The organism is Pseudomonas yamanorum, assembly GCF_900105735.1.
In the GTDB taxonomy this organism is placed as follows: domain Bacteria; phylum Pseudomonadota; class Gammaproteobacteria; order Pseudomonadales; family Pseudomonadaceae; genus Aquipseudomonas; species Aquipseudomonas yamanorum.
Window position 1 is genome coordinate 3,469,692 of sequence record NZ_LT629793.1, and the last position, 19,718, is coordinate 3,489,409.

A 19,718-nucleotide genomic window follows, 5' to 3' on the forward strand; every position below is an offset into this window, starting at 1 on the left:
ACCCACAGATCTCTCTTGAAATTGAGGCAAATGACCTTAATATGATCTTATCTTGCCATCATCGTTTTCAATCATGGATGTTTCTCGGGGGTAGGTGGGAATGGCAGAACAAGAAGACGCTAAGCCCGCAAGCGGGCGCTTCAACACAAATGATGAGACGAAGCGGATCGTATGGACACAGACCGCTGGTCATTGTGAACTGTGCGGTACGGATCTTACGTTCGACTATCGTGCCGGCAAGCCAATGAGATGGGGCGAAGTGGCGCATATTCTGCCCGCCAGTCCCAAAGGCCCTCGGGGACGCGCCGATCATGATGCTGAGGCGCACACAAACGATACCGCTAATCTGATGCTCCTGTGCCCAGGTTGTCATGACAAAATCGATCGTGATGCAGATGGGTATCCTGAAAATGATTTGAGTGGTTTACACCAAGCGTACCTGGAACGCATCCGACTCGCCGCAACGACCCCCGATGGTGGTAGAGCCATTCCTCTCATCGTCCAAAGTCAGCATTTTCAGACAATCAACGATATTCCCGTTCGCGATCTGTTGACTGCGATGTCCGCCGAGGGATTAACCGCCTTCGATCAAGGCATCAAAATCACTTTTTCTGCGCCCGGACCACGCGGCCGCGACACTACCTATTGGCAGAACGTCAAAGACAGCATCCAGTATGAGCTGGAACAGCAACTCAAGCGTCGCGGCGGCACCTACGGCGACTCGCCCGCGCTGGCAGTAGTCGGCTTGGCCGACATTCCGGCTTTGATGATGCTGGGCCAGAGTATCGGCGACCGTTCCAAGCGCTTGATCTTCTCCTTTCACCGCGAACATCGTTTGCGCTGGCCCGATCAGTCCGCTGAGCCGCCCGCTTTTTTGTTTACACCTCCCCCCGAAGGCGACGGGCCACTGGCGCTAGTGCTTTCTATTTCTGCGCAAGTCCCAGTTCGCGACGTGACTGACGCTCTGCCCGGTGCACGTATTGCAGAGCTGGCGATCCCAGAACCAAGCTATGCGATGGTACAGAACCGTCGAGTGATTCATGCCTTTCGCGACGCACTGCAAATACGGCTGAGCCAGCTTGAAGCTCTGACTCCTGACCCTATCCACGTCTTCGCCGCTATTCCTGCGGCATTGGCCATCGAGTTTGGCGCGTTGCTCACAACGCAGCATCAACATACGTACCTGATCTTCGATCGGGACAAAGAAAACCATGATCGGTTTACGCAAACACTGCAATTGGGCTCGGTGGCCCAGGAGGCTAGGTAAATGCTATTGAGCAACGAACAGACCAAGCGCAGCAGTTGGGAATATTTTCTGCTTCGCGCCGCGCGGGAGATCTCGCTGTCGGAAGCGCAGTACGAAAAAATCAATGACCGCTACTCCCAACTGGAAAAAATCCTCTCGGCTTCCGACAACCCGCTGCTCGCAGAGGCCCACATCTTTGTTCAAGGCTCGATGCGGCTGAAAACGACCATCAAGCCAATCCCCGGCGCGCCTGCGGATCTGGACACCATTGATGCGGACGCGATTATCTGGCTCCCTCACGCTCAAGGCGCTAGTGCGAAGGAAGTTTTAGAAGCGATTGAGCAGCGTTTTAGGGAAGGCTCCCGCGTTCAGGAAGAAGTTAAACAGTTACGTCGTGGCATCCGCATCGTTTATGCCGACGAAAATCCAGGCTTCCACATCGACGTCACGCCTGCCCGCGCAATCAACGGAAATGGCGAAGCAAACGGCGAGGGAAAGCTGGAGGTTCCGGATCGGGTCACAGGGTGGAAAGCAAGCAGCCCTATCCCGTACTCGAATTGGTTACAGGTTGCCTCCGCCCAGGAAATCTCTCTGGAAAGCTTGGTAGTCGCCAAAAGCCAGCGAATGCTCGATGCCGCGACACAAGATCCTTTGCCGCATTATCAGGATTACATCGATCAAGATCCCCTGCGTGCAACCATTAAGCTGCTCAAGCGGCATCGCGATGAGTGGGCCATCAACACAAGGAGCGCTGATACACGCCCCATATCTGCGGTCATCACCACCCTGGCCACTCACGCATATCTGGATGTCGTGAAGGAATCGCAGTCGAAGCCTTTGGCTCCGCTTGATGCAATTTTGGAAATCGTCCGCAGAATGCCGCAGCACATCGCGCATAGAGGAAACGATTGCTTTGTCTGCAACCCTGCCGATAACGGCGAAAACTTTGCAGAAAAGTGGAATCGACCAGGCGAAGGGCAAGGCTATCGCCAAGCATTTGCCAAGTGGCATGCGGACGCCAGTGCATCCGTATCACTGGGTTTGGAAAGTTTTGAATCCAATGATTCCTTTGCCGAGGCAGTGAAAAAGAATTTCGGTATTGCACCGGCACTCATTACGGCAGTGAACAATGAGATCCCTGCGAATTGGACCATGCCCGGCCGACCGGATGGCACTACTCGAAACTCTGCTTCGATGGGTTCGCTCTTCGGAGGGGCCAGCGGTGGCGCAACCTCTCAGTCGAGCGTAAAGCCAGTTGGACGCCTTGGTTGATCCTATTACGACGCCATTGCAGCGCGGAATCGCCGCACTGCGAAATACCCTAGGTCAGGACGCTGCCGATGCATTGCTCCAGCCCGCACCCATGCGGGCTGACGAAGCGGCGTCCTTTTACTTTCCCTTGCCCATCGATTACACGGGGCAGGAGCGGCGACTGCGTATTGGTTTCCCCTCCAATTTTCCCCGTGGGCTCTTGCGGCTGAACGTCGAACCCTCTCCATGGCTGGTTTGGCCGCATGCCACCAGGTCGGGGCTTTGCCTTCATGGCTTTCAGGAACGCCCCATCATGGGCTCCCCGGAGGTTGTGGTAGAGGACAGCCTTGCTCGCTTGGCACAGATCGTTTCGTTGTCCAAGATGGGATCAAGCCAGGCAACGCGCGATATCGAATTTCAGAACGAGATCACTACCTACTGGTCTTTTCAGCACGGTCAGTCATTCCAGAACCTTTTACTGTTGGATCGACCTCAGGCTGCCTCGCAGTTGTTTGCGCTCAGCGATCCGCGCCGGGCTGTGCCATCCGGTCAGGAAACGGTTTGGTTAGCATCGAACGTAGCTGCACTCAAAGGGCATTACCGACGGGTTGTCGGGCGTTCCGCTGTCATTCGCGCGGCCGAAACTCCCGGTTTTTACGTCAAGCTTCAGAATTATCCGGATATCCGCACCCCGGATCCAGAAGATCTATTGCCGTGGCTAACGCCCCACCTTCAACCAGACGATGCTGAGCAATTGCTGGCATGGTTTGAGCAGCATGGAACGTTGGCAAGTCGATGGATTGTTCTGGAGCTTCCTGGGGGGACGGATGCTCCAACGTATTGCCTCAATGTACGCTCGCTTGGCGTACAGCAGGAGCGGGGGGCAAAGTTTGGCTTGCGTACAGCGCGCCGCCGGCCAGCTATCGCAAATGCACATCCTCCGGCGCTCGTCCGGGCAACTGCCCTGGACGTGCTTGATCGAGCGTCCATTCTGTCCCGCGATACAAGCGGCACTGCCCAGCACCTTGAAAGTGCTCGGGTAGTTTGCGTTGGTGTTGGCTCGTTAGGCAGTGCGGTGGCAATACAGTTGGCACGATCCGGTGTCGGCCACCTCACCCTCATCGATCCTGACACCTTGGTATCAGCCAATCTGGGGAGGCATGTTCTTGGAGCGGATAGCCTAGGGAGACTGAAAGCCTCAGCGTTGAGGGACAAGATTTTGTTAGATCTTCCGACGACAGAATGCACCGCTTATTCGACTTTTGCCGAAGTGGTGATGAGCAGCAAACCAGAAGTGTTCGATAACGCAGATCTGGTGGTGATCACGACAGCAGATTGGCAGTCGGAGGTCACTGTATGGCGAGCGAAATCCAGCGGCGCTCCTTGGGGGCTCTTACAAGCCTGGAGCGAACCGTATACCCAGGTAGGTCATGCGCTATTCGCACCAGCCGGTACGTTTGATGGCCGTCATCTATTCACGAACGTCGGCGATTTCTTGCATAGATTTACAGAGTGGCCGGGAGGAGGTGTTGTTCCGCTGCCCGCCTGTGGGGAGAGCTTCATCCCAGGCGGCTCACTGGGGATGACCAATATCGCCTCTATGGTGTCGCACACGGCCCTACGCGCATTAACTGGCAACATCGCCACTGCATCTTGGATCAGCAGCATTTACAGACCTGAAGATGTGCTGAGCCTGGGAGGCCAATACCAAGGGCCCAAACTGCCAGAGGGGGCGCAGCAAATCCTACTCGAGCGTGGATGGCCGGAAGATAAGGACGAAACGGTATGACGGATATCGCATGGCGCTGGCGATGGCCGGAGGTGAATTCCGAACTATTGGTGTCCCAAGCTGTCGCGGACATCTTGGTTAGTCATCGGCAGGGCCTTTTTGGCGTGGAGCGAGGGGGACAGTTATTCGTCAATCCGGTTGATCCGAAAGGTCTGCTGTTGGCCTTGGCCACGGTGCCTCATCGCGCCGATCGGTCAGGTTGGTCTTGGCTAGAGTTGGATGCGGAGCGGTGCCGTCAGGAGATCAGGGCTGCCAACGAACAAGGGTTACGTCTGGTGGGCTACTGGCATACACACCCCCAATCCGTTCCGGTGATCTCTCCGGCAGATATCGGAAGTTTCTCCAAATTTGCTGCACGTTACACGCAGGATTTGCCGCACCCGATAGCCGTTATTGTCGGCAAGTCCGAAAAACCTGAAGGTATCAAGGCGTGGTCGTTCAGGGACGGCAGATATGTTGAGGCCACCTGGGTCAGATGAGCTTTAAGTCCGTGAGGGTGGAAGGCAGGTCAGCGTTTACCTTTACCCGCTAGCATCAGAGCGAAGAGCTCTGCCTGAAAGCGGGCATCATCCAATGCGTTATGGTTCGGCTCGCTGAGTGGCTTCAGCGCAGCGGTCATTTTGGATGATTTTGTTTCCTGCCAGCTGCAACCTAAAGCGCCCATAAAGTAGGCCTTCATGTCGATGGCGGTAAAACCAAAGGGGTTGGTTTCCAGGTATTTGTGGAAGTAGTAATTGACGAATGACCAGTCAAACGGCGCATTGAGTCCTACGAAAATGACCTTTTGCCCCGTTTGGCAGGACGATTTCAGCCACTGATCAAATGTCAGCATCGCCTGTTGCGGAGCGAGGCCATCACGCTCCAGATTCTCCAGAATCAGCCCCGATACTGCCAGCGCTTCGGGGTCGTGTTTCGGACTGTCAGGTCGTAGTTCAAGATAGATGGACGTTTCAGGTTGGGCTACAAGACAAGCTCCAATGGAAAGCAGACTGTATTCGCCTGGTATAGGTCCAGACGTCTCGACATCGACGGAAACATAAAGCTCATCAGGGTGCATGTCATATCCTTTCGTGTAGTTACCTGATCACGCTCAGGCTTAGCCATGTGAAGGTGGAAAGGCAGGTATAGCCGTTGACCCATTTTTTGCCCTTTCACTCGTTATCCGGCGTTCGAGCAGCGGCAGTGCCTGTCTGTCAGCGGTTGCCCATTCCTTTGGTCAGCTCTGCGCCCAGGCATAATGATGTGTGTCATTCTGATGGCGGATGAGGGCCGGACGATCATGAGTGAAACCGAGCGTTGGATAGTCAAGTGCCAAAAAACTGAGGACGGTACTGGCGACATCATCATCGATCTGCCTCAAGAGTTGCTTGACCAAATGAGGTTAGGTGTTGGGGACGACCTGGAGCTAACCGTAGCGAATGGCACACTAGTGCTTACGCCCGTGCACAACGCAACATCATTGCGGCCCATGGTTTCTGGCGTCCTGCGTCAGGATGTCTATCATGCTTACCGCATGCGTCTGGAGAGGCTTCTTCATATCTCTGTCAATGCCTCGGATCTGGACATTCACGACATGATAGTAGCTGGCTTCTCGGTCAGCCTGATCAAAATGCTTTGTGATGATGGAACCTTAAGCGACGAAGAGCGCGATAGAATCATTCAACCCAAAACGCTAAAAACAAAACTGTCAGCCAATCAGCTCTTAACCCTGCCTGAGAGCGATCGCCTTTTCCGGTTTGTACATATTACCGCCATGGCCGAGGTGATCTTCGGTGACAAAGTTAAGGCCAAACAATGGCTTTCCAAACCCAAAGCCCGCTTTTTGGGAGAAAGCCCATCGTCGATGGTTGCTACAACCTTTGGCACACATCTAGTCGAAGAAATGCTGATTCAAGTGTCGGAGGGCATGTCATTTTGATTCAGCCGCAGCCAAACGGCGTCTACCGCTCCTTGAGTAACATGGATTTCAGGCGCCTATACCGGCGTCGCCTTGCCGATACGGCATCCACGGGCATCCATTGAAGCACTAGGTTTCACTCACATCGGCACGTACCGTTGAGAAAGATACACGCACGGCAATGGCATAGCTGGGTACTGGCGCAAACCACTTTATCGGGTGGCAGCTCGATAGAAATCATCCCGTTCAGTGAGATGAAGGGAGAAGACGAAACAGCCATGAGGTCACCCTGCTGCTATCCGTCGGCATCGGAACCTGGTGATCCGCTAGCAGCTAAGCTGAGTGATGCTTCTCGTTCGAATCGGTTTTTTTGATCGGCAGGAGGTAGTCATGAATTTGGCAGATTATATTTCAGTGCTTTCTGATGGTGAGAAAGTAGACGGATGCCAACTCACCACACCAGATGCTGTAGCGCTCGCCCGCCTGCATTTCCCTTCCCGTGCCTATTGTCTTGTTGCTGATTGGGCAATATTGGATCTCGACGTCACAACAAGTCAGCTGAAAGCCATTAAGGACAGGGAGCTAATTCCTGCTCTCGTTTACGCTTCGACCGTTATCCAAGATAGTAAAGGTCGCTTCGCACCTGGTGATTGGGTCAAAACAACACTGGGTGTTTCTTTCACCCACAACTGCCTGTTTCCAACAAAAAACACAGTTTATGTGCTGATGGGGGCCGGTCGAAGGTTGCGTACAGATTTAGACATCGCACTGAGCCTGTGCTGAAAAACTCACTCCCACACAGGTGAGTGGCAAGTCGCGCTCGCATAGCGTTTCGGCATTAATGAACGCCGCCGCTATTGTGTCAATCTATGTTGTTACCAATCGAGCACCGTATTTGAAATGTGACGCGCCTGTGTCAGTCTATGTTGCTGTTGTGTGGACCCCGGATCATCCTAAAGGCCCCGGTTTACTTGAGGGCCTGTGTCAAACTATGTTGTTGGTAACCAAACCCCCGTTCTTCGGGGGTTTTGCTTTTTCAGGCTACCGGATATCGGGTCTTGCCGTTTCTGTGGACTAATTCCGGGAGTATTCCCCTGCTTTACCCCTAGAATGCGCCCTGTGGATAACTAGCCAGGGAATGCCGCCGCCATGAACATCGAACTGCTGATCGCCGGTATCGTCGTGCTGATTATTGTGGTCGGCCTGGTCGGCTGGCTGGTGGGGGTCTACAACGGCCTGGTGATGCGCCGCAACGATGTGGATAAAGCCTTCGCCAACATCGACGTGTTGCTCAAGCAGCGGGCAGACCAGATTCCCGACCTGATGCGCGTGGTGCAAGCCGCCATGAGCCATGAGAACGCGCTGTTCACCCGCCTCAGCGACGCCCGTACCGCGTACCTCAACGCCAGCAGCCTCACCGATAAGGTCGATGCCTCCAACCAGCTCAATACGGCGCTCAAGTCGGTGATTGCGGTGGCCGAGAATTATCCGACGCTGATCTCCGGCCCCAACATGGTCGAGTTTCAGCAGGCGATCTCGGCGGTGGAAGAGCGCATCGCCGACCGCCGCGAGTTCTTCAATGAGTCGGTCAACCTCTACAACATCGCCATCGCGATTTTCCCTGATCTGTTCTTCGCCAAGATGCTTGGCTACCAGCGCATCCCGCTGCTGGCCATCAGCGCCGAAGAAACCCGCTACGAGGGCGTGAAGCTTGAGGTGCCGGGAGCATGAAAACCACTCAGGCGGGCGTTGTCGCGAAAAAGCCGGCTTGGAAAACCTTGGTGGCGCTGATCTTTCTTGCCGGCTTCATCGGCCTGATGGTTTACGCCCCGACGATCCTGGTTGCGCTGTTTTTCCCTGTCTGCATTTTGATCGGTTTGCTGGCCAGCTTCGGCCCCAACTTCTATCGCACCGAACAACGCCTGGCCACCAGCCAGATACGCTCCTTGGCCATGGGCCTGGTGGAGGTCAACGGCAAGGTGATCGTCGACACACCGCTGATCTCCCCGGTCAACGGCAAGCCTTGTGCGGGTTACGTGTGGATCATCGAGGAAGGCACCAAAGACAAGGACGGCGATTGGAGCTGGAGCCAGGTCTCAGCCGAGGCTCGCTGCAACGACTTCCGCCTGCAGGACGCCACCGGGGAAGTGACGGTGATTGCCGAAGGCATCGACCTGTTCGGCAAGAAGCGTCCTGACGACCATGAGTGGATCAGCAACTCCCGCCGCCAGGGCGAACTGCTCCTCTCCCAGGATATGCAGGTGATGCTGATTGGCGACGCCTGCGAACGTGACGGCAAGACGGTGATTGCCCAGGGCAGGCAACGTGACGCAGTGTTCGGCGTGGCCGAGACCAAGGATGTGGAGAATCGCCGTGTGCTGGCGCCGTTGTGGCGTGCCGGTGGTTTCTATGCGGTGGTGGTGGGCCTGATCGGTGTCGGCATCATGGCCATGACCCCGGAACATTTTGCCCAACTGCACCTGCCGGGCCCCGCCACCTACCAGCAAATGGCGGGATTGAACCCGGCCTATCGTTTTCTGGCCTGGTTGTACCGTGACAATGGCTTCGTAATCCCTTTCATGGCCGCGTTTGGCTTTTTGCTGACGATGTTTGTGGTGTTGCTCGCGCTGCGGCTGTTGCTGCCCAAGGGCATGCGCCTGGCGGTGGGCCGTGTGCTGGGCGCCTGGATGGGATTGGGCATGGTGATTGGTGGCGTGGTGACGTTGCTGCTGGTGGTGGCTCAGGTGGACACCATGAAGGTGTTCCTGGTGTGGATGATGATTCTGCTGGGCACCCTGGTGTTTTCGATCTTTGAGCAACGCAAGCTGGGGGTGGCGTACAAGCATTTCGCAAAAGATGCAGGCACCGCCGGTTTAGGCGACGAAGACGCCTGATCAGGGTACAAACTCAACCTTCAAGCCTCGGCTCGCGCTGCGCCCCTGATCATCAGTGACCCGCAACCGATAGTCCCCCGACTTACCCGGCCGCCAGTTCAGCGTGGTTTGCGGCGGGCCCTGGCCGATCAGAGTCTGGTCGGCAAACCAATACAGCGTCAGTGCATCACTGGCTGCGTTGGCGTTCAGCGGGATGCTTTCCTGGGGCTGGGAAAGACGCAGGTGATAGCTGACCTGAGTCAGCGGCGAGCGAATCTGCGGCGCCTCGCTCTGGTCGCCGATACGATTGGGTTGGCAACTTTTCTGCACATTGGGCGGCGTGCGCCGGGGCAGCCCGGCGGCGCGGAACAGCCGCTGCACATCGCTGGGCCAGAATTCGAAGACTTCTTCACGGGTGTACTGCGGGTCGAATGGCGGGCACGCGGCCTTGCCGGTCCGGGTGTCGATCAGCACCGGGCGGTGCAGGTTGGACACGCGAATTGGTGACACGCCGGGGATGTACCAGGTCTTGCGGGTACGTGGGCACCAGCGGTTGGGCAAGTCGCCAGAGGCGGCGCAGACGTCGATGCGGATCAGCCCGGCGGGCGGCTTGTCGGGTTTGATCACCACATTCGGCAAGGCCAGCGGCAGGGCGTCGGCGATACGGAAGAACAGGGGTGCGGCGGTTTTCGCGCCAATAAACTCCGGATTTGGACGCCCATCGAAGTTGCCCACCCACACCACCAGCACGTAAGGGCCTACGAGGCCGGCGCTCCACGCATCGTGAAAACCCCATGAGGTGCCGGTCTTCCAGGCCGTGCGCCAATGGCGTCCCGGCAGCCCGTCCGGGCGCGGGTTGCGCCGCAGCATGTCGCGCACCATAAAGGCCGCTTGTGGGGTGAGTAGCTGGGGACCAGTGGTTTGCGGCTGTTCCTGCAAATAGCGCAAGGGTCTCAGATGTCCGTCACCGGCCAGCATCACATACAGCCGCGCCAGCTCCTCGGGCGTCATCTCGCCGCCGCCCAGGGCCAGCGCCAAACCGTAATGGCTTTCGCCTCGCAGGCCCTTGATCCCGGCGCGTTGCAGCAATCCGTAGAGTGACGGCGAGCGGGTTTGGCTGGCCAGCCACACCGCCGGGATATTGCGGCTGCGGATAAGCGCATCACGGGCTGTCACCGGCCCGACAAAACTGCCGTCGAAATTTTCCGGCTGGAAGTAGCCGAAGTTACTCGGCATGTCCTTGAGGATGCTCATGGGGTGGATCACCCCTTGGTCCAGCGCCAGCCCATACAGGAATGGCTTGAGCGTAGAGCCGGGCGAGCGCCGCGACAGCACACCGTTGACCTGGCCATGGATGCCTGTGGATAAGTAATCCGCCGAGCCCACCAGGGCTTTTACGCTCTGGTCGCGGCTGTCGACCAGGATCGCCGTAGCGTTTTCCACACCGCTGCTGCGGCGCTCGGCGATAAAACCGGTGATCAGCCGTTCCAGCAATTGTTGCAGCGGCTGGTTGAGGGTGCTGTTCAACTCGTTGCCGGTTTGCGAGGCCAGCAACTGTTCGCTCAAGTGCGGCGCCAGAAACGGGATCTGCTGGCGGTTGCGGGCTTCCAGCGGCAAGTCCAGCAAGCTGTCGTTACGCGGGTCCTGTGGATAAGTTTCCCGCCAGTCCGCCATCAGTCGTTGCCGAGCGGTTTGCAGCGATGGCCCGAAGCGCGCGCGGCGACCGGGTTGCTGAGGAATCACGGCCAGCGCCAGCGCTTCAGACAAGGACAATTGCGCCGCTGACTTGCCGAAATAGATCCGGCTGGCCGCTTCGGCACCTTCGATATTGCCGCCCATGGGGGCCAGGTTGAGGTAGGCCTCGAGAATGTCATGCTTGCTGTAACGCGCCTCCAACCACAACGCCAGGGCCATCTGCTGCAGCTTGCCGGGCACCTGGCGGGTATTGAGATCCCACAGGCGCCTGGCCAACTGCATGCTCAAGGTCGAGCCGCCCTGGCGCTGGCCGCCGCTATAAGTGGCCATGGCCGCCCGCAGCAACGCCGGGGGATTGATCCCCGGGTGCCAGTAGAAATTGCGGTCTTCCTTGAGCAGCAACGCTTCCACCAATGACGGAGAAATCCGCTCCAGGGGTAGCCACAGGCGATATTGCCCATCAGCCGCCAGGGTCATGCGCAGCAGCGAACCGTCATCGGCCAGCACCACCCGTGAGGAGGTGGCGGCCTGTTCCAGCGGTGCATGGGGCCACAGTCGCAGCCCCGCCAGAATCAACGCCGCCGCCAGCAGCGGCGTCAGGCTTTTAAGGCTTGGTAATTTCAAGCTGGCCTACTTTGCCGCGTCCTTGCAGGGTGGTTTCGTACATGCCCTCGGCGTAGGCCGGTGGCGTATTGAAGGTACCGGCGTTGGTGGCGCGCACGCGGTACACGAAGGTGCCTACGTCCCGCAGCGCGGTGCCGTACAACACCACTCGGTCATCACGCACATCGACGTAGTCCGGTTGCCAGTTGCTCAAGTCGGTCTCGCCAATCGGCGCCTGCCAGGCGTCGGCTTCCTCGGTGTCTTCGCTGGTTTCAACGTACTCCGAATCGTCGCCTTCGCTTTCCTCACTGCTGGCCGCTTCCGGCTCCGGCGGCAAGTTATACACAGGCTCGACGCCGCCTGGCAGCAGGTCGACCACGGCCACTTGTTGCACCTGATCACGGTCGGTGGCCCGCAAGCGCAGGCGCACGAGGAACTCATCACCCACCGCGACCTTGCTGACTGGGTTGCCTTTGAGGTCGAGGTATTCGTGGATGATTTCCAGGCCGCTATTGATCGGCTTGAGGTTGGCGCCCTTGTCATAGCCGGCTTCGCTCAGCATGTAGAACGCCGCCGGGCCATCGGATTTTTCCATCTGCAGCTTTTGCGTACCGGCAGGCACCGCCGCACGTGGCGGCTGGCCGGCCATCTGCAACAACTGTTGCTGCTTGTCGCTGAGCCATGCGGTGGCCTTGAGGGTCATGTCGCTTTGCGCGCGCTGGCCATAGTTGTCCAGGGCCCGCAGCAACAGTGCCGCCGACAGCGAGTTGTAGCGTTGCTCGTTGAGGCGCTTGCCGAGTTTATCCAGCAGGCTTGCCGGCACATCGTCGAGCATTTCCGGGAAGTGACGGGCGAGCAAATGCAGGTGCTCTGCGTCGTGCACCAGCGGGTCGTAATACAGGCCGTCGCTGTTCCATTTATCCGACAGGGAAAGCCACGGCACCTTGCGGAACAGCGTGTCGGCCTGACGATCCTGCTTGAGCAACTTGTAGCTGGCGGCGAGGTATGCGGCGCCAATGTCGTTCTGCCAGGTGTCCTTGAAGTAGCTCTCGTAGCGTTCGCGGATATCGCTCAAGGCGCCGCTCACCAGAATCCCCTGACGGCTCAGGAGGTAACTGGCATAGGCGCGGTTGCGCAATTCCGACAGACCTTCGCTCGGGCCGTTGGCCAGGTCGGTGAGGTACGCGTTGGAACGTTGCAACAGGTCTTCCGGTACCGGCAGCCCGCGCTCCCTGGCTTCGATCAGGAAGTCGGTGGCATACAGGCTGGCGTACGGCGCTACGTCCGGGTTGGCCGCCCACAGGCCAAAACCACCGGCCTGGTTCTGCCGCTGACGCAGCATGCGCACCGCGCCGTTGAAGGCCTGCTCGGCCTCCGGCGCGTTACCACCCCAGATCAACGCCGGCATGGCCTTGGACACCAATTGCTCGGTGCAGGCGTAGCCGTAGTCATCCAGGTAATGCTTGAGGCCGTTGGCCCAGACCAGCGGCGAAGCGGCGACGCCCAATTGCACATCGCGCAACTGGCCGAACAGGTCGCGGGTCGGTTTCAGCTCTTTGCTGGCGCTGTCGAAACGGCCCAGGCTCAGGGCCACCCGATGTTCGCTCAATGGCCGGATCGACGTGGTTTCCGCCACCTGGATCCGCTTGCCATCCGGCAGCACCGCGACGAAGCGCAAGTCGGCCGAGCCGAGGTTTTCCCCAACCTTGATCTTGAACTCGGCGACGCCTTCCTTGCGCGGTTGCAGGGCCAGGGTGCTGGCCTTGTCGCCTTGCACCTGCAGGCCATTGCTGGTCTGCACTTCAAACTTCACGTCCGCCGCGGCGTCGAGGTTGCTGAACACCCCGGCGCTGACGCTGAACACATCACCCGGCGCGACAAAAGCCGGCACGTTCGGCGTGATCACCAGCGGCCCGCGCACTTCGGTATTGGCCTCGCTGACGCCCACGCTGTCGCTGTCCACGGCCACCGCAAACAGGTGCAGCTTGCCGTTGAAGCTGTCCGGAACCTGGTAATGCAACACGGTTTCACCGGCCGGCAAGTCCACCAAGCCCGACCACCAGGCCACTGGCGGCTGATGTTTACGCTTGAACGGGTTGAGATGATTGGCCAGGGCGCCTTCGGTGTCACCACCCGGCGCTGCCCCACTGAGCAGGCGGCTGAATTCCGGCAGGATCAGGTCAAGAATCTGACTGGTACCGACCTCCAGTGCACGCTTCTGGAAGAAGAAGCCCAGCGGGTCCGGCGACTGGTAGCGCGCCACTTGCAGGATGCCTTCATCCACCGCGTAGACCACTGCGCGGCCAGGGCGGTCGGCGTTGATCTTGATATCCAGAGTCTGCCCCGGCTCAATCTTCGCCGGGCCTTCGACTTTCAACGCCATGCGCCGCGCGTCGAGGTTGATGCTGAACGGCACCACGCCGTAGGACAGCGGGCTCATGTAGACCTCGGACGAGCCGATGTCCCGCACGAACTGCACGTTGACGTAGGCATTGCCCTCAAGCCCGGCAGGAACGCGGATATGTTGCACGCTGTTGGTGCTGTCGGCCTTGAACCACTGCTGGGTGTAGACCTTGTCCCGTTCGATGGTGATCAACCCGGCCCCGGTGTACGGCGCACGAATGCTGATGGCGATCTCATCACCGGTGGCGTAGCTGCGTTTATCCAGGCGCAGTTGCAGCTCGGCATTGCGTTCCAGGGAACGTGAGGTATTGCCCCGACCGGCAACGCTGTAGTCGATCTGGTTCAGCAGATTGCCGTTGGCGTCCTTGAGTTGCAGGGTGAAATCGCCCGGAGTGCCGGTGTTCAGGGTTTGCTTGGCGCCGTCCTTGGTCATCACCACCGGCGAGGCCGGCTGGCTGATGTTCTTGATGCGCGACTCGTATTTGTAGGTGCCGTTGGATTGCTTCACCAGCACCGAGACGTAACGGTGCTCGACTACTTCACTGGTCAGGCCGTCCACGGCGACTGGCGTGAGGTCTGGCGCCACGGCCAGCCATTGCACCTGACGCGGTGCGTCCTTGGCGACGAAGGACAGCGAATCCTGACTCTTCACACCCACCAGGTACGGCGCTGCCGACACCAGCAACGCGCTTTGTGCGGCGACGTTACGACCGCCTTCGGCTTCGTACACCTGGGTCATCACTTGCAGGCGGTAGGTGCTGTTGGCGAAGCGTTGCAGGTTCAGGTCGAGCAGCGCCTGGCCATTGTCGTCGACGGTGGTTTCGGCCAGGTCTTCGGAGCTGGCTTCTTCCAGTGAGTCATTCAGGCGGAAGCGGTAATCCGGGTAACGATCAAACGCCGCGAGCGTTGGGCTCAGGGACATTTTTGCCGTGACGCGACGGCCCGCCGCCGGAGCGCCGAACAAGTGCATCGCGGTGACTTTGGCCACCACTTGGTCCGGCGGGATCCAGCCCAGCACCGGTGTATCGTGCAAGCTCAGGCTGACTTTCATCCGGTCCGGTTCAAAGTCGCGGACCTTGAAGCTGACGCTGCCCAGATCAGTGCGGCGCTGCTTCTCGCCGATCAGTTGCAGGGTCGCGGTGTAATCGCCGGATGGCGCGACTTCGCTGCTTGGGAAATCAAAAGTCTCAAAGCCGCTGGCCGACAGTTTCAATGGCTGGCGAATCACCTCAAGACCACGTGGGTCGGTGATCTGCAGCTCAACCGGCAGGCCTTGCAGGGCGCCTTTCCAGTCGCCGCTGCGCACGATCATGCCCAAGTGCGCGGTCTCGCCGGGCCGGTACAGGCCACGGTCGGTAAACAGGTAGGCGCTGAGGCGATTGATCGCACCGTCTTCTTCCAGGCCGCCTACATCAAAGCGCGACAAATCCAGCTGCTGGGACTGACGGGCAATCGGCAGGAACGATTGGTCGTTGCCGCGACTGACCACATACATCAATGGCGTTTTCTCACGGCGCAGTTCATCCAGCTTGGCGAAGTGCGCGTGGCCTTCGGCGTCGGTATGGCCGCTGGCGACCGGCAAGCCGTTGCGGCCGATGATATCGACCTGGGCGTCGGACACCGGCGAGCCGTTGCCGATGGACTGTACGTACACGTCGTGGCTGCCATCGCTGGAGCGCTTGGCGATGATGCCCAAGTCGGTAACCACGATGAAACGCAGGTCGCTGGTGGTATTGCGCGAGTAGTCGAAGGTGCGATCAGCCGGGTCGTCCTGCGGGCTCAGCTTGAGCACAAAAATCCCCCGGCGGCCGCCGTTGGCCGTCAGGTAGCTGCTCAGGTCGACGTTGTCGTAGACGGTTTTGGACGGGTCGCCAGCCGACAGCGGAATGTCCAGGCTCTGACGCTCCACCATCCGGTCGAAGTAGTCATTGGCAAAATTCGGTCGGGCAAAGCTGCCGCTGCTCTGGTCCACCAAGTGTTGCAACTGGTTGGGCAGCAGGCGCGCGATTTCCACATGGGCGCCGGGCACGCCACGGGCCATGAAGCCCAGGCGTTTTTCGCCGGTGAGGCTGAGCAGGGCGCCGTCGGACAGGAACTGCAGCGTGCGCGGATAAGCCGGCATGCTCACGAGAGAAGCTGTCGGATTTTTCGCCAGGTAGCCGCCGATGGCTTCCAGGTTGGCCGGTACCCGCACGTACAGGGCGCGGCCCGGCGGGGCCTTGAACTTGAAGGCGTGCAGGGTATTCAGCGGTTCGACGCTCGGCACGTGGGTCAGCTTGACCTTGGTGCTGCTGGCCAGCAGCTTGTCGTCGATGTCTTGCAGGTTCCAGGGGCGGGTATCGTCCTCGGCTTTTTCCGGCAGCATCCAGGCCTGGACCTTGTTGGCGATGGTCTCGTCGGCCACGGCGCTGGAACTGCTGAACATCAACACCGGCTCGGGCTCGCCGCGCTCGTTGTCGACAAAGCTGACTTCGGCGCCGGTAAAGGTCAGGCGATAGCGGCCGGGCACGGTGACTTCGGCCACCAGCGGTGCAGTGCTGGCGTTGCCGCCGTCACGGGCCTTGAGGCCTTCATCGAGCTTGGCGCTGACCGGGGTGCTTTCCAGCGGAGTGGCCAGGGCGGCGGAGCGTACAAAAGCGTTGAGCTTGTGCTCGTCGAAGGTGACTTCCGGACGGTTGGGCAGTTGCGCGTCGCGGTAGGCCAGGCCTTTGCCGAGGGTGACCGAGGCACGCTTGCGTACGCTGTCTTCATCTACCGGGTGGGAAAAGTGGAAGGTCGCGACCAGCTGTTTCTGCGTCGGGTTGCTCGGGTCTTGGTACAGCTCGTTTTGCGTCAACGTCGCGCGGAACGGCTGGGTGGAGAATTGGCTGGTGTATTGGCTGAGCAGTACACCGTCGGCCAACAGGTTTTTCTTGGCCAGGTCGATGGTGTAGTGGGCGTCGACGGGCCAGTCTTTTTCCGGGGTGAACACCAGGCTGCGGTCGTCCGACCAGCGCCAGGTACCCGCAATGGTCGGCTTGAGCGTGATGCCTTCGGTGACCGGTTTGCCAATGGCTGCCAGCGGAGCCACGGATTCGGCGAAGCGCACCTGCAAGTTATCCACAACCGGCTGCGGCTGGGTGTAATCCGTCAGGTTGGGCTTGTGCAGCGAATAGCCCACGGTGTGGGGTTGCGGCAGGTGGGAATACCAATGCCAGCCATAGACGCCTGCGGCCACCAGCAACGCCAGGGCCAGTACACCGCCTGCGGCCTGACGCGGATACGCCCGGGCCTTATGGCCGACATTGACCAGGCCGTTGCCGGACGCTTGCATCCAACGCGGCGGTTGCCACTGGCCGAACAGGCTACGCGCCAGCCATCGCACAGCGCGGAACACAACACTCACCACTGAGATCAAGGCCCCGAAAAAACGGCGGCTGGTCGCTTTTAACGAATCAAACATGGTGAGCATCCCTGGCAATGTGTCGCGTATCTTACACGTCTCTTTAATACAAAAGATGACGGCAAAACACGTCGTTTTGCTCAGGCTTGCTGTACGAAGGTGAGGCGTATCGCAAAACCGATCAAAAGACTGCCAAACAGCCATTGTTGCAGGCGTTGGGCGGACGGGCTGCGCTGCAGCCAGCGGCCGATTCTGGCGCCGGCCAATCCATAGCAACTGTCGAATGCCAGGCCGACGGCCACGAGAATTACGCCCAACGTTGCGAACTGCGCCGTCACCGAAGCGCCGTGTGGATCAATGAACTGCGGCAGCAATACGGAGCAGAACAGCAGCGCCTTGGGGTTGAGCAGGTTGGTCAGCAGGCCGCGTTGGAAGGCTCCGCGCCAGGCATGCGCCGGTGCCGGGCCATCCCCGGTGTTCAGGTTGGGCAGCAGGTTGGAGCGCAGGCACTGCACGCCGATCCACAGCAGATACGCCGCACCGCCCAGGCGCACCACATCGAAGGTCCAGGGCGCGACCTTGAACAACGTCGCCAGACCCATCCCGGCCAGTGCCACGTGGCAGGCCCGTGCGAGCCCCAAACCGACTGCGGTTGCCAGCGCCATCGCTTTGCCCTGGCGGGCGCCGGTTTGCAGCAGCAGGATCATGTCCGGGCCGGGCAGCAGGTACACCACCGCCAGCGCGACTAAAAACAACCAGAGTTCTGCCATGTGCCTGCCCCTTGCGGTACGTGATTCGTAGGGCAATTTTAGAGGTGAAGGCCGGGGCAGGTGCTTGCGTAGTCAACCGGAAAGGCGTCTAGTCTTGGCACAATCTGCCACTTTTGACGGGCGAAACAGTTTACTTATGCCAAACCTGAAACTGGATGCGTTTGACCGCAAGATTCTTGAGGCCCTGCAACGGGACGGCCGGTTGAGCAATGTGCAACTGGCAGACGAGATTGGCTTGTCGGCGTCGCCTTGCTTGCGGCGGGTGCGGTTGTTGGAAGAAGCCGGAGTGATTCGCGGCTATCAGGCGAGCCTCGATCGGGATGAAGTGGGGTTGGGGCTGACGGTGTTTGTCGGGGTCAAAGTGGAGCGGCATAACGACGAACAGGCGGAAGCGTTTCGGTTGGCGGTGACCGCGTTGCCTCAGGTTATTTCGGCGTTTCTGGTGTCGGGGGAATCGGATTTTCTGCTGCAAGTGGTGGTGTCGGACTTGCGCGGGTATGAGCGGTTCCTGACCGGGAGTTTGTTGAAGTTGCCGGGGGTGAGCGATATCCGCAGCAACTTCGCAATTCAAACGGTGAAGACCCCGGGGCCGTTACCGTTGGGGCATCTTCCCGGCTAGAGCGTTCCCACGCTCCGCGTGGGAACGCCGCCTTGGACGCTCCGCGTCCGCTCTTAACGTCGTGACGCGGAGCGTCACCGGATGCATTCCCACGCAGAGCGTGGGAACGATCAGAAACTCCTCTCCCTTCGTAGCAGCTGTCGAGCTTTAGCGAGGCTGCGTAGGGCGCGACTCGGTCTGAGGTCGGTGGTGCGGCCGACGCAGCCTCGCTGGAGCTCGACAGCTGCTACGGGGGAGAAGGTCATGGAGTGAGGTTTCAGGTCCACCAGTAGCGCACGAGATGAAAGAAGATCGGCGCGGCAAAACACACCGAATCCAGCCGGTCCAGCATCCCGCCGTGTCCTTCGATCATGTGCCCCCAATCCTTCACGCCGCGGTCGCGCTTGATCGCCGACATCACGATCCCGCCCGCAAACCCCAGCAGGTTGATCAGCAGCGCAATCAGGAACGACTGCCAGGGATTGAACGGCGTGGTCCACCACAGCGCCGCACCGATCAGGGATGACAACAGAATCCCGCCGACAAACCCTTCCACCGTCTTCGACGGCGACAGGTTGGGCGCGATCTTGTGTTTGCCGAACAGCTTGCCGCACACGTACTGCAAGACGTCTGACAGCTGCACCACGATCACCAGGTAGGCGATCAGCAGCAGGTTGCGGCCTTCGTAGCCGACGATATCCAGGGTCAGCAGCGCCGGCACGAAGGACACGCAGAACACCGCGATCATCAGCCCCCATTGCACCTTCGACGCCCGTTCCAGGAAGTGCGTGCTGTCGCCGCCCAGTGACGCAAGGATCGGCAGCAGCAAAAATACGTACACCGGGATAAAGATCGAGAACAGCCCATACCAGTCGAAGTAGATCAGCAGGTATTGCAGCGGCAACGCCAGGTAAAACGCCGCCACCAGTGCCGGGTAATCGCTGCGCCGGGTGGGCGTGAGCGTGAGGAATTCCCGCAGGGCATAGAACGACACGGCGTAGAACAGCAGGATCACCGCGCCGGTGCCGAGCCAGAAGGCCACACCGATCACCACCACCATCACCCACCAGGCATTGATGCGGGCGTTGAGGTTGTCGATCACCGCGTTAGGTGTGCCACGGGTGCGCAGTTTGAGGATCAGGCCGATCAGCGAGGCGAGCACCAGGATCGCGCCGATCCCGCCGAACAACATCAGGGTTTGGCTATCCATG

At 59.4% G+C, this 19,718-nt stretch carries 14 protein-coding genes; 9 read left to right on the top strand and 5 right to left on the bottom strand.

Annotated elements, in window-relative coordinates; translation table 11 throughout:
* Nucleotides 1-100 precede the first annotated feature (100 nt).
* Genes BLU46_RS16320 through BLU46_RS16335 form a run of 4 tightly spaced genes read left to right on the top strand, consistent with a single transcriptional unit; the run spans nucleotide 101 to nucleotide 4,765 of the window.
* Nucleotides 101-1,267: an SAVED domain-containing protein gene (locus tag BLU46_RS16320; RefSeq protein WP_054068362.1), complete on the top strand. Its 1,167-nt coding sequence runs from the start codon at nucleotides 101-103 to the stop codon at nucleotides 1,265-1,267.
* The gene (locus BLU46_RS16325) at nucleotides 1,268-2,518 is read left to right on the top strand and encodes a nucleotidyltransferase domain-containing protein (protein WP_033897209.1); all 1,251 of its coding nucleotides are present in this window, start codon (nucleotides 1,268-1,270) and stop codon (nucleotides 2,516-2,518) included.
* Nucleotides 2,502-4,286, top strand: a complete 1,785-nt coding sequence (locus BLU46_RS16330) for a ThiF family adenylyltransferase (protein ID WP_093203454.1) — start codon at nucleotides 2,502-2,504, stop codon at nucleotides 4,284-4,286. The genes BLU46_RS16325 and BLU46_RS16330 overlap by 17 nt, the downstream gene beginning before the upstream one ends.
* Nucleotides 4,283-4,765: a Mov34/MPN/PAD-1 family protein gene (locus tag BLU46_RS16335; RefSeq protein WP_093203457.1), complete on the top strand. Its 483-nt coding sequence runs from the start codon at nucleotides 4,283-4,285 to the stop codon at nucleotides 4,763-4,765. The genes BLU46_RS16330 and BLU46_RS16335 overlap by 4 nt, the downstream gene beginning before the upstream one ends.
* Before the next feature lie 29 nt (nucleotides 4,766-4,794).
* Here the strand turns inward: BLU46_RS16335 and BLU46_RS16340 are convergent, their stop codons facing one another.
* The gene (locus BLU46_RS16340) at nucleotides 4,795-5,343 is read right to left on the bottom strand and encodes a 3'-5' exonuclease (protein WP_093203460.1); all 549 of its coding nucleotides are present in this window, start codon (nucleotides 5,341-5,343) and stop codon (nucleotides 4,795-4,797) included.
* A gap of 222 nt (nucleotides 5,344-5,565) precedes the next feature.
* Between BLU46_RS16340 and BLU46_RS16345 the strand changes: the two genes are divergently transcribed.
* The 4 genes from BLU46_RS16345 to BLU46_RS16360 all read left to right on the top strand — a co-directional run bounded on the left by BLU46_RS16345 (nucleotide 5,566) and on the right by BLU46_RS16360 (nucleotide 9,077).
* Nucleotides 5,566-6,204: an antitoxin Xre/MbcA/ParS toxin-binding domain-containing protein gene (locus BLU46_RS16345; protein WP_231740518.1), complete on the top strand. Its 639-nt coding sequence runs from the start codon at nucleotides 5,566-5,568 to the stop codon at nucleotides 6,202-6,204.
* 369 nt (nucleotides 6,205-6,573) lie between these two features.
* Entirely contained in the window at nucleotides 6,574-6,966 is a 393-nt protein-coding gene (locus BLU46_RS16350) for a DUF6957 family protein (RefSeq protein ID WP_093203463.1), read from the top strand.
* 366 nt (nucleotides 6,967-7,332) lie between these two features.
* Nucleotides 7,333-7,914 carry a LemA family protein gene (locus BLU46_RS16355; protein ID WP_063033757.1) on the top strand — a complete coding sequence of 194 codons (582 nt, stop codon included), beginning with the start codon at nucleotides 7,333-7,335 and terminating at the stop codon, nucleotides 7,912-7,914.
* A complete protein-coding gene (locus BLU46_RS16360; protein WP_063033758.1) occupies nucleotides 7,911-9,077 on the top strand; it encodes a hypothetical protein in 1,167 nt (388 codons plus the stop codon). Before BLU46_RS16355 ends, BLU46_RS16360 begins: the two co-directional genes overlap by 4 nt.
* On the opposite strand, the gene pbpC is transcribed toward BLU46_RS16360, so the two are convergent.
* The 3 genes from pbpC to BLU46_RS16375 all read right to left on the bottom strand — a co-directional run bounded on the left by pbpC (nucleotide 9,078) and on the right by BLU46_RS16375 (nucleotide 17,909).
* Nucleotides 9,078-11,375 carry a penicillin-binding protein 1C gene (pbpC, locus tag BLU46_RS16365; RefSeq protein ID WP_063033759.1) on the bottom strand — a complete coding sequence of 766 codons (2,298 nt, stop codon included), beginning with the start codon at nucleotides 11,373-11,375 and terminating at the stop codon, nucleotides 9,078-9,080. It lies immediately after the preceding gene.
* Nucleotides 11,356-17,199, bottom strand: coding sequence for an alpha-2-macroglobulin (locus BLU46_RS16370; protein ID WP_093210164.1), 5,844 nt, complete (start codon nucleotides 17,197-17,199; stop codon nucleotides 11,356-11,358). Before BLU46_RS16370 ends, pbpC begins: the two co-directional genes overlap by 20 nt.
* Nucleotides 17,200-17,279: 80 nt before the next feature.
* Nucleotides 17,280-17,909 (bottom strand): LysE family translocator, encoded by a 630-nt coding sequence (locus tag BLU46_RS16375; protein ID WP_093203466.1) that lies wholly within the window; start codon nucleotides 17,907-17,909, stop codon nucleotides 17,280-17,282.
* A 145-nt stretch (nucleotides 17,910-18,054) separates the two neighbouring features.
* Here BLU46_RS16375 and BLU46_RS16380 point away from each other — a divergent pair, with 145 nt between their 5' ends.
* Entirely contained in the window at nucleotides 18,055-18,528 is a 474-nt protein-coding gene (locus BLU46_RS16380) for an Lrp/AsnC family transcriptional regulator (RefSeq protein ID WP_093210165.1), read from the top strand.
* Nucleotides 18,529-18,784: 256 nt separating this feature from the next.
* Here BLU46_RS16380 and BLU46_RS16385 read toward each other — a convergent pair whose 3' ends face one another.
* Nucleotides 18,785-19,717 (bottom strand): phosphatidate cytidylyltransferase, encoded by a 933-nt coding sequence (locus BLU46_RS16385; protein WP_063033761.1) that lies wholly within the window; start codon nucleotides 19,715-19,717, stop codon nucleotides 18,785-18,787.
* Nucleotide 19,718: the final 1 nt, after the last annotated feature.